Source organism: Acidimicrobiales bacterium, assembly GCA_036399815.1.
GTDB lineage: Bacteria > Actinomycetota > Acidimicrobiia > Acidimicrobiales > DASWMK01 > DASWMK01.
The window spans coordinates 1-10,588 of sequence record DASWMK010000078.1; the positions used below are offsets into that span (position 1 = coordinate 1).

At 77.4% G+C, this 10,588-nt stretch carries 10 protein-coding genes; 3 read left to right on the forward strand and 7 right to left on the reverse strand.

Annotated features, from left to right (window positions below; all coding sequences use genetic code 11):
• The 3 genes from VGB14_05780 to VGB14_05790 form a co-directional block, all read right to left on the reverse strand.
• The coding region (locus VGB14_05780; GenBank protein ID HEX9992418.1) for a hypothetical protein at nucleotides 1-637 on the reverse strand (637 nt) is incomplete at its 3' end.
• Nucleotides 638-716: 79 nt separating this feature from the next.
• Entirely contained in the window at nucleotides 717-2,072 is a 1,356-nt protein-coding gene (locus VGB14_05785) for an MFS transporter (protein ID HEX9992419.1), read from the reverse strand.
• 37 nt (nucleotides 2,073-2,109) lie between these two features.
• On the reverse strand, nucleotides 2,110-2,880 hold the full coding sequence (locus VGB14_05790; protein ID HEX9992420.1) for an SDR family oxidoreductase: 771 nt from the start codon (nucleotides 2,878-2,880) through the stop codon (nucleotides 2,110-2,112).
• 37 nt (nucleotides 2,881-2,917) lie between these two features.
• Between VGB14_05790 and VGB14_05795 the strand changes: the two genes are divergently transcribed.
• Nucleotides 2,918-4,105 (forward strand): amidohydrolase family protein, encoded by a 1,188-nt coding sequence (locus tag VGB14_05795; GenBank protein ID HEX9992421.1) that lies wholly within the window; start codon nucleotides 2,918-2,920, stop codon nucleotides 4,103-4,105.
• A 21-nt stretch (nucleotides 4,106-4,126) separates the two neighbouring features.
• On the opposite strand, the gene VGB14_05800 is transcribed toward VGB14_05795, so the two are convergent.
• Complete coding sequence (locus VGB14_05800) at nucleotides 4,127-5,509, reverse strand: pyridoxal-dependent decarboxylase (GenBank protein HEX9992422.1); 1,383 nt, start codon at nucleotides 5,507-5,509, stop codon at nucleotides 4,127-4,129.
• 18 nt (nucleotides 5,510-5,527) lie between these two features.
• Nucleotides 5,528-5,911 carry a hypothetical protein gene (locus tag VGB14_05805; protein HEX9992423.1) on the reverse strand — a complete coding sequence of 128 codons (384 nt, stop codon included), beginning with the start codon at nucleotides 5,909-5,911 and terminating at the stop codon, nucleotides 5,528-5,530.
• A 172-nt stretch (nucleotides 5,912-6,083) separates the two neighbouring features.
• On the opposite strand from VGB14_05805, the gene VGB14_05810 reads away from it, so the two are divergent.
• Together VGB14_05810 and VGB14_05815 are read left to right on the forward strand one after the other, a co-directional pair.
• Nucleotides 6,084-7,475 (forward strand): FAD-dependent oxidoreductase, encoded by a 1,392-nt coding sequence (locus VGB14_05810; GenBank protein ID HEX9992424.1) that lies wholly within the window; start codon nucleotides 6,084-6,086, stop codon nucleotides 7,473-7,475.
• Nucleotides 7,476-7,481: 6 nt separating this feature from the next.
• Nucleotides 7,482-8,612 carry a glycosyltransferase gene (locus VGB14_05815; protein ID HEX9992425.1) on the forward strand — a complete coding sequence of 377 codons (1,131 nt, stop codon included), beginning with the start codon at nucleotides 7,482-7,484 and terminating at the stop codon, nucleotides 8,610-8,612.
• Here the strand turns inward: VGB14_05815 and VGB14_05820 are convergent.
• Together VGB14_05820 and VGB14_05825 are read right to left on the reverse strand one after the other, a co-directional pair.
• Nucleotides 8,609-9,901: an aminotransferase class III-fold pyridoxal phosphate-dependent enzyme gene (locus VGB14_05820; GenBank protein HEX9992426.1), complete on the reverse strand. Its 1,293-nt coding sequence runs from the start codon at nucleotides 9,899-9,901 to the stop codon at nucleotides 8,609-8,611. The two genes, VGB14_05815 and VGB14_05820, sit on opposite strands and share 4 nt — an antisense overlap.
• A 277-nt stretch (nucleotides 9,902-10,178) precedes the next feature.
• On the reverse strand, nucleotides 10,179-10,588 hold a 410-nt coding region (locus VGB14_05825), incomplete at its 5' end, for a hypothetical protein (GenBank protein ID HEX9992427.1).

The following is a 10,588-nucleotide window of genomic DNA, read 5'->3' on the forward strand; positions in this document are numbered from 1 at the left end:
CGGGCAGCACCACCAGCCCGGTCGCGGAGCCGGGCTGCTCGGCGATGCCGCCGTCGCCGAAGGTCGGGTCGAGGCCACCGTCGACGGTGAGGCGCATCGTCACCAGCTGCCCCTGGCCCACCGTGGCCAGGACGATCCGGCCGTCGCCCTGCACGGCCACCTCGGCGGACCCGACGTTCCCCCACGTCAGCGAGATCCAGCCCGTGCCGGCGCCGAACGTCGGGTCGAGCGACCCGTCCGGCCGGTACCGGGCGACGACGACGTCCCACCCGAGCGTCTCGCTGCGGTCGAGGAAGCCCGCGGCGACGAGCGAGCCGTCGGGGAGCGCGGCGACGTCGTCGTAGGTTCCCCAGTCGTCGCCGAAGCGGGCCCAGGCGACGCCGTCGCCGGAGAAGGTGCGGTCGAGCCGGCCGTCGGGCTGGTACCGCACGAGGACGGCGCCGAGGTTGCCGTCGGAGCCGGCGACCACGACCCGCCCGTCGTCGAGGACGATCACCTCGCGCGGGATGGTCGTCCCCAGGTCGGTCACCACCACGCCGTCCCCGCCCCACCCGGGGTCCGGCGCCCCCGGGGCGACGGCGGCGCCGGCGGCGCCGGCCACCAGCGACGCCACGACCGCCAACGCGAAGCCCGTCATCGCCCCCCCTTTTGTCAGCGACCGTACCCTCGGCACGATTCGCGAGCAATGGGGAGGTCTCCCCGCGCCGCGGGCCGGGTCAGCGGGGGACGGGACCGGGCAGGCGGCGGGCGACGAGCAGGCCGACGACGCCGACGGCGGCGGCGAGCCCGAAGGCGAGGCCGACGCCGACGGCGGGCACCCACCCGGCGGCGTCGCCGACGGCGATCGCCGCCCCGCCCGCGCCGGTGCCGAGCGAGATGCCGACCACGTCGGACAGCTGCATGGCGGCCGTCGCCTCGCCGGTGCGGCCGGGCGGCGCCTCCCGCAGCACGGTCACCGAGATCGGCGCGTACGCCAGGCCGATGCCGAGGCCGGCCGCCGCCCACACGACGACGGCGAGCGGGAGGGGCACGCCGTCCCACAGGAACAGGGCGGCGCCGCCGAGGCCGGCGAGGAGCACGGCGAACCCGGTCCTCACCATGCGCCGGGCGCCGAGGGCGAGCACCCGCCGCTCCTGCACCCAGGAGCCGGCCGTCCACGACAGGGTGGCGGCGGTGACGGCGAGGCCGGCGACGGTCGTGCTCGTGCCCCTCGTCTCGGTGAGGGCCAGCGGCACGTAGGCGTCGGCGCCGAAGAACGCGAACGTCAGCAGGCCGCGCGCGAGGACGGCCGCGGGCAGGCCGGGCGCGGCGCGCACCGTGCCGGCGGGCACGAGGCGGACGAAGGCCGGCGCGCCGACCGCCGCCCCGCCGGCGACCAGCGCGGCCGCCTTCCACCACGGCGAGGCGGCCAGCCCGGCGGTGAGGAGGCCGACGCCGACCGCCACCTGGATGGCGCCGCCCACGGCCGCCCCGGCCGGCGCGGCCGGCGGCGGGTCGTCGGCCACCGAGCCGCGCAGGGCCCGCACCGTCACGGTGCCAGCCACGAGGACGAGCGGCGTCAGCCCGAGGAACACGGCCCGCCACGTGGTGGCCGAGGCGATGGCACCGGCCATCGCCGGGCCGACCAGGCCGGGGACGACCCACGCCGTGGAGGTGACGGCGAACATCCGGGGCCGGAGCTCCTCGGGGTAGGCCCGCCCGACGGTCACGTAGGCGACGGCGGGGACGGCGCCGGCCCCGAGGCCCTGCACGACGCGGGCGACGACCAGGGTCAGCATGGTCGGGGCCAGGCCGCCGAGCACGAGGCCGCCGGCGAACAGGGCGAGGCCGCCCACGTAGGCCGGCACCGGGCCCCGCCGGTCGACGACCCGCCCGCCGAGGACGGTGCCGACCAGGCCGCCGAGGAAGAACCCGCTGAACACCCAGCCGTAGAGCGCGAGGTCGCCGAGGTCCTCCTCGATGTCGGGGGCGATCGTGGAGACGGCGAGGGACTCGAAGGCGACGAGGGTGACGGTGGCGACGAGCCCGACGGTCAGCGCCCGCCGCTCGGGCGACCACACGCCCGCGGCCATCAGGCCCCCGCCCCGGCCGCGGTCGCCGTGCGCGCGGTCAGAGGGCCACGCCGCCGTCGACCACGAGCGCCTGGCCGGTCACGTAGCTGCTGGCGTCGCTGGCCAGGAAGGCGAGCGCACCGTCGAGCTCGTCGGGCCGGCCGAAGCGGCGCAGCGGCACCTCGGCCTCGAACGGGCGCCGCAGCTCCTCGTCCTCGACCAGCGCGGCGGTGATCTCGCTCGGGAACATGCCGGGGCAGAGCGCGTTCACCCGCACCCCGTACCTGGCCCACTGCACGGCGAGCTCCCGCGTGAGCCCGACCAGCCCGGCCTTCGCCGCCACGTAGCCGGCCTGGGGCAGCAGCGGCGACGACACCATGGCGGCGACCGACGCCACCATGACCACGCTCCCGCCCCGGCCCGCCGCCCGCAGGTGGCGCACGGCCGCCTGGGCGAGCTCGAACGGGGCGACGAGGTCGACGGTGAGCAGGTCGGCGAACTGGTCGACGGTCTCCCGCAGCGCCGGGGTCACGTTGGCGACGCCGGCGTTGGCCACGACGACGTCGACCCGCCCGTGGCGCTCGACGGCCGTGTCCACCAGCGCGGCCGACGCCCCGGCCACGCTGAGGTCGGCCGGGACGGCGTCGCCCCGGGCCAGGCCGGCGGCCAGCGCCTCGATGCGGTCCGCCCGCCGGGCGGAGACGACCACGGTGGCGCCGAGCGCGTCGAGCACGCCGGCGAAGCGGGCGCCGAGGCCCGAGCTGGCGCCGGTCACCACGGCGACGCGGCCCTCGAGGGAGAAGGCGGCGAGCGGGTCGAGCTGGTCCACGGGAGCCTCCTCGGCCTGGCGGGGCTACGGTCCGGCCATGGGCCGCACCGTCTACCGCGAGACGGCCGTCGTCGACCACGACCGGGGCGAGCTTCGCACGGACACGACGATCGTCGTGGACGGTGGGCGGATCGCGTGGATCGGGCCGACCGACGCCGAGCCGGACCCTGGGCCGGACGCCGAGGTCGTCGACTGCGCCGGGTCGACGGCCGTCGCCGGGATGGTCGACGCCCACAGCCACCTCACGATGCCGGGCGGCGCCCACTGGATCGACCGGGGCTTCGAGCCGGTCGAGGTGCTCGAGGCCGTGGCCGAGGACAACGCCCGCCTGCTCAGCCGCACCGGCGTGCGATGGGCGCGCGACGTGGGCGCCCCCGCCCGCCACGACCCGGCCCACGGCCGCGACCGGGCCCTCTCGCTCACCCTGCGGGACCGGTGGCGGCACCGCCACGACGTCCCCTACATCCGGGCCGCCGGGTGCTGGGTGAACCGGCGGGGCGCGCTGCCCGAGGGGCTGGGCCTCGACGTGGACGACGGCGACGGCCTGCTCGCGGCGGCCGTGCAGCAGCTCGACGACGGCGCCGACCTCGTGAAGCTGTACCTCGACGGGCCCGACCGGGACACGTCGCCGTTCACCGCCCACGAGGTGGCCCGGGTGGTGGCCGCCGCCCACGAGCGGGGGGCGCGGGTGACCGCCCACTCGGGGCTGCTGCCCGGCGCCCGCCAGGGCGTGGAGGGCGGGGTCGACTCGCTCGAGCACGGGTTCCAGCTCGATGCCGACGTCGCCGCGCTGATGGCGGCCAAGGGCGTCGCCCTCGTCACCACCCTCGCCGTGCTGGAGTCCTGGCGGACGTTCGGCCGCACCACCACCCTCCCCCGCTTCGCCGGGCTGGAGGGCAGGGCCGCCATCGCCGGCCGCCGGGAGTGGGCCCACGAGTCGGCCCGCCTGGCCCACCGGGCCGGTGTGCTCCTGGCCGCCGGCACCGACTTCGGCGGCGGCTCCCTCCGGGCCGGGCAGCTGGCCTGGGAGGTCGAGACGATGGTGGCCGCCGGCATCCCGCCCGCCGACGCGCTGGCCGCCGCCACCCGCAACGGCGGCATCCTCCTCGGCGAGCCCGAGGCCGGCGTGCTCCACGAGGGCGGCCCGGCCGACTTCTTCCTCGTCCACGGCGACCCGACCACCGAGCCGTCGGCGCTCTGGCGGGTGTGGCGGACGGCGTGGTGAGCGCGTGAGCCGGGCCGGCCGCTAGGCCGTCGCCGCCGCCCTGAGGATGGCGTCGACCGAGCGGTCCACGTCGTCCTCGGTGGTCGACCAGTTCGACACGGCGATGCGCACCAGGCGCCGGCCCCGCCACGTCGTGCCGCCCAGCCAGCACGTGCCGTCCCGCTGGACGGCGGCGACGACCCGGTCGGCCCGGTCGTCGTCGCCGAAGCCGACCAGCACCTGGTTGAGCACGACGTCGTTGACGACCTCGACCCCGTCGGCGGCGTCGAGCCCGGCCGCGAACCGGCGGGCCAGCCGGCAGCACCGCTCGACCAGGTCGGCGACCCCGTCCCGGCCCAGCTCCCGCAGCGCCGCCCACGTCGGGAAGCCCCTGGCCCGCCGGGACGACTCGGGCACGTAGTCCGACGGGTTGTGGCCGGCCCGGTCGCCCTGGCCGACCAGGTAGGCGGCCGTATAGGTCATCGCCGCGGCGTGCACGTCGGGGTGGGCGCAGAACGAGTAGCCCGAGTCGTAGGGCACGTTCAGCCACTTGTGGCCGTCGCAGGCCCACGAGTCGGCCAGCTCCACGCCGTCGACGAGGTGGCGGGTGGGCGGGTTGGCGGCGGCCCACAGCCCGAAGGCGCCGTCCACGTGGACCCAGGCCCCGGCCTCCCTGGCCGCCTCGCACCCGGCCCGCAGGTCGTCGCAGGCGCCGGTGTTCACGTTGCCGGCCTGGAGGCAGACGATGGTCGGGCCGGGCGGGCCGGCGGCCAGCACGTCCCGGAGGCGGGCGCTATCGACGGCGCCGTCGGGCCGGGCCGGCACCGCCTCCGCGACGCGGGTGCCGAGGCCGAGGAGGCGCAGCGAGCGGTCGATCGTGGCGTGGCGCTCCTCGCCGGCCACCACCCGCACGCGGGGCGCGCCGGCGAGGCCGTCGGCCTCCACGTCCCACCCGGCGGCGGCGAGCACGCCGTGGCGGGCGGCCGCCAGCCCGGCCGTGTTGGCCGCCTGGCCGCCGGTCACGAACCCGACCGACGCGCCGGCCGGCAGGCCGAGCAGGTCCTTCAGCCACCCGCCGGCGACCTCCTCGGCGATCGCCGCGGCGGGCGAGGTCGACGGGTTGAACGCCACCTGGTCCCAGCCGGTGGCGAGCACGTCGGCCGCGGTCGCGGCGTCGAGCGCCCCGCCGACCACGAACCCGAAGTAGCGGGGGCCGACCGAGCCCGTCAGCCCGGGCGTGGCCCCGCGGACGAGGTGCTCGACCACGTCGGCGGCCGGCGTGGGCCCGTCGGGGAGGTCGCCGCCGAGGGCGGCGCGCAGGTCGTCGAGCGACGCCGGCGCGGCGACGGGCCGGTCGCCGACCGTCGCCCGGTGGTCGGCGGCGAGGGAGGCGGCGTGCGCCAGCAGGGCCCGGAGGTCGCTCACGGGCGAGAGGCTCGCGCGTCAGGCGCGGTTGACGACGAGCGCGTGCCGGGTCGTCCCGGCCCGCGTCCGCGTCGGCACGACGAGCGCGTCGAAGGCGCCGGCGCGGCCGGCGTGGACGCGGTAGACGCCGCCGGCGAGGTCGGCGTCGGCGTCGCCGTCGAACACGAGCACGAAGGCGTCGTCCCTCGCGGCGAGCGGGGCGGCGGTCGACGAGCGGCCCCGCAGGTCCCGCACGGCGGCCAGGCGCAGGCGCACCGCCCGGCCCTCCGTCCACACCGTCACCGGGGTGCCGACGAGCGGCTCCCACGTCGCCCGGCTCGTCCACCGGGCCCCCGTCGCGGCGCCGGCCACGGCCGGGAGGCCGGCGGCCACCCCCGCGAGCGCGGCCGCGCCGGTCGTCATCAGGCGCCGGCGCGACAGGCGCGGCCGGTCGGCATCGTGTGCGTGGCTCATCGTCCCTCCCCACGGCGTCGCCGCGCCCTCGCTGAGCGACGCTTCCGTACCGGCTACGTGTCGGCGCCGCCACGCACCGCGTGAGTGACTACCCCCGCTCGCCGGGGGTAGCAGGTGGCGGATGCTGGGAGCACCGCCTGCGAGGATCGTCGTCATCGGTGCCGGCCCGACCGGGCTCGGCGCCGCGCACCGCCTCAGGGAGCTCGGCTTCGAGGACGTGGTGGTGCTGGAGGCCAACGACTACGTCGGCGGCCTGGCGACGTCGTTCACCGACGACGCCGGGTTCACCTACGACATCGGCGGCCACGTGATGTTCAGCCACTACGACTACTACGACCGGCTGGTCGACGGCCTCATGGGCGAGGACTACACGGTCCTGCGCCGCGAGGCGTGGGTGTGGATGGAGCAGCGGTACATCCCGTACCCGTTCCAGAACAACGTGAAGGACCTCGAGCCGGCCACCGTGCTCGAGTGCGTGATGGGCCTGATCGAGGCGCAGCGCACGCCGGCGCCGCCGCCCACGAACTTCGCCGAGTGGATGGAGCAGGTCTTCGGGGCGGGCATGACCAAGCACTTCATGCGGCCCTACAACTTCAAGGTCTGGGCCACGCCGGCGGAGCTGATGTCGTTCAACTGGATCGGCGAGCGGGTGTCGGTGGTCGACGTCGAGGCCGTCCTGCGCAACATCCTGTTCGACCAGCCCGAGGTGTCCTGGGGGCCGAACAACAGCTTCCGCTACCCGCTGCGGGGCGGCACGGGGTTCCTGTACCGGAAGATGGCCGAGCCCCTCGCCGACCTCATCGAGCTGGAGTGCCCGGTCGTGGCGGTGGACCCGGCGGCCAGGGAGGTCCGCACCGCCGACGGCCGGCGCTGGCCCTACGACGTGCTGCTCAACACGATGCCGCTGAACCGGCTGGTCGAGCGGACCGAGGGCGTGCCCGACGCCGTCCGCCGGGCCGTCGGCGGGCTCCAGTGGTCGGGCAGCCACATCGTCGGCGTCGGCGTGGACCGCCCGGCCGGGACGAGCAAGAACTGGATCTACTTCCCCGAGCCCGACGTGCCGTTCTACCGGGTCACCTACCTGTCGAACTACTCGCCGCACCTCACGCCCGAGCCCGACCAGACCCTGTTCCTCACCGAGACGTCGCGGTCGCCGCACAAGCCGGCCGACGAGGCGACGATCGTGCACGACGTGGTCGACGGCCTCGTCCGCACCGGCCTCATGACCGAGGAGGACCGGGGCCGGGTCGTCACGACGTGGCGGTGCTCGCCGGACATGACCTACCCGGTGCCGACGACCACGAGGGACGCCGCCCTCGGGGCGATCCAGCCGTGGCTGCGGTCCCAGGGCATCTGGTCGCGCGGCCGGTTCGGGGCCTGGCTCTACGAGATCGGGAACATGGACCACTCCTGCATGCAGGGGGTCGAGTGGGTCGACCACGTGCTGTCGGGCGAGCCGGAGACGACGTGGATCCCGCGCGGCGAGGGCGCCGCCGGCGACGGGATCAGGTAGGTCGCCGTGCCCGCCTACGACGAGCTGGTCGTCCTGTCCCACCTGCGCTGGACGTGGGTGTGGCAGCGCCCCCAGCACCTCGTCTCCCGCCTCGGCCGCGACGTGCCCACGTGGTTCGTCGAGGAGCCGATGCCGACCGACGGCGTCGACGCCCCCCGCCTGACGACGGCGCCCGACGGGGCCGTCACCCGCGTGTGGTGGCAGGTCCCCGGCCCGGCCCGGTGGGCCGGCTTCAACGATCCGGGCGCGGCGGGCTACGCCGACGCCGTGGCCGACCTGTTCCCGCCCCGCCCCGGCCGGGTGGTGTGGCTGTACACGGCGATGGCCCTGCCGCTCGCCCAGCGGATCGAGCACGACGTGCTCGTGTACGACGTGATGGACGACCTGGCCTCGTTCAAGGGCGCCGCCCCCGAGCTGCGGCTGCGGCACCGGGCCGCGCTGCGGGCCGCCGACGTCGTGTTCACCGGCGGGCGGTCGCTGCACGCCGGCGTCGCCGCCGTGCGCAGGACCGGGGTCCACTGCTTCCCGAGCGGGGTGGAGCCGGAGCACTACGCGTCCGCCGTCGGGCTGCGCCCGGCCCGCCGCGAGCGGCCGGTCGCCGGCTACGTCGGCGTCGTGGACGAGCGGCTCGACCTCGGGCTCGTCGCCGACCTGGCCGCCGCCCTGCCCGACTGGGACGTGGAGATCGTCGGCCCGGTGTGCAAGATCGACGAGGCCGACCTGCCGCAGGCGTCCAACCTCCGCTGGGCCGGGCCCCGCCGCTACGACGAGCTGCCCGGCGTGATGGCCGGGTTCGACGTGGCCCTCATGCCATTCGCGCTGAACGAGGCGACGCGGTCGATCAGCCCGACGAAGACGCTCGAGTACCTGGCCGCCGGGCTGCCGGTGGTCTCCACGCGCGTCCCCGACGTGGTCGCCGACCACGCCGCCTGGGTGGACCTGGCCGACGACGGCCCGTCGTTCGCGGCGGCCTGCCGCCGGGCGCTCGACGTCGACCCCGCGGCCCGCCGGGCGGCCACCGCCGAGGTCCTGCGCCACGACCACTGGGACGCCATCGCCGCCCGCATGGGCGCGGCCATCGCGGCCGCCATGACCGACGGCGAGGGCCCTGAGGCGGTGGAGGCCGCGGGCAGCTAGCGCCGGCCGGCAGCGGCCGGCACGGCGGCGGCCACGTCGGCCATGGCGTCGCCGGCCCGCTCGACGATCTCGTCGACGGCGGCCTCGTCCATCACCGTCGACAGCGCGAGCATGCCGCGCGACGCGAAGTACAGGCCGTGGTTCATGCCGGCGAGGTGGAAGGCGGTCATCGCCGCGTCGTCGTCGCGCCGGGCCGACGGCGGCGGCGGCTCGGGCAGGAACCACACGTTCAGGAGCGACCCGCAGCGGCGGTCCGAGAACGGCAGGCCGGCCGCGGCCGCGCCGGCGGCGAGGCCCCGCTCCAGCCGCTCGGCCAGCGCGGCCATGGCGTCGATGCGGTCGGGGGTGAGGTGGTCGACCGAGACGAGGCCGGCCGCGCACGTCACCGGGTTGCCGTTGAACGTGCCCGAGTGGAACAGGCGGCCGGTGCTCGGGTCGAGCAGCGCCATCACGTCGGCCCGGCCGCCGACGGCGCCGACCGGGAACCCGCCGCCGACGACCTTGCCGAACAGGGTGAGGTCGGGGCTCGCCCCGAAGATCGACTGCGCCCCGCCGGTGGCCAGCCGGAAGGCGATCACCTCGTCCAGCACGAGGAGGGCGCCGGCCCGGCGGGCGGCGGCCGCCACCCGGTCGAGGAAGCCCGGCGGCGGGGCCACGATCCCGGCGACGCCCATCACCGTCTCGAGGAACACGGCCGCCACCTCGTCGCCGTGGTCGGCCAGGGCCCGCTCGAAGGAGCCGGCGTCGCCGTGGTCGGCGAGGAGCGTGTGGTCGGCGCCGGGCACGTGGGGCCGCTCGGGGAAGGTGCCGGCCTCGAACGCCTCGTGGGAGCCGTGGTAGCCGAACCGGGCCATCAGCACGCCGGGCCGGCCGGTGGCCAGCCGGGCGACGTTCAGGGCGAGCATGGCGGCCTCGGACCCGGAGTTGCAGAACCGCACCCGCTCGACCGACGCCACCCGCTCGACCAGCCGCTCGGCCAGGGCCACCTGGTGGGCGTTGCGGGCCGGCCAGGCCGTGCCGTCCGCCATGGCCCGCCCGGCGGCCTCGACGATCGGCGGGTAGGCGTGCCCGTGGGCCAGGCTGGTGAAGTTGCCGGAGAGGTCCCAGTGGTCGTTGCCGTCGGCGTCGGTGAGGATCGGCCCGGCGCCCCGCACGACCATCAGCGGGTAGGGCGGGTGCCAGCCGGCGGCCCTGGTGTCGCCGCCGGGCATCACCCGCTCGGCCCGGGCGGCGGCCGCCGCCGACGCCGGCGTGCGGCGGAGGTACTCGTCGAGGATGCGATCGCCCACCGCCGCACCGTACGCCGGCCCGCCGCCCGGGTCACCGGCGGACGGCGTCCGACGGCCGCTCGCCTCGGCCGGCCGCCGCCGGGTCGGCGACGGGCAGCCCCGCGGACGGCCTTGCACCGCGCGGCCGGCGGCGATCACTCGACGCGTCGGAGCTCGGTCAGCGCCCGGGCGGCCCCCCGCCCGGCGAGCCGGCATGGCCCGGCGGGTCGGAGCGCCGGGTCAGCAGCGGGGCGGCACCCCCGCCCGGCGTGGCCGCCATCGCCCGGCCGCGCCCGCGTCAGCGGCGGGCGGCCCGGCGGACGGCTTCGCACAGCTCGTCGTGGGCGGCCAGCTCGGCCCGGACGGGGTCGAGCACGTGGCGCTCGGCGACGGCGGCGACGGCCTCGGCCAGCCGGGCCCTGGCCCGGCGGGCCCGCCGCCGCCCCCCGACGGCGGCCAGCCGGCGGGCCACCCAGGCGAGCAGCAGGCCGGCGACGGCGCCGCCGACGAGCAGCACGGTCGGGACGGGCAGCTCCCCGAGGCGGGGCAGGGGCGGGTCGGGCAGGCGCAGCCACTCCAGCGCGAACAGCGCGACGAGCCACACCAGCCCGGCCAGCGCGGCCAGGGCCAGCACCCGCTGGGCCACGGCGGCCACCGACCACCAGCGGGGCCGGGGCCCGCCCGACGGCGGGGCGGCCGACGCGACTG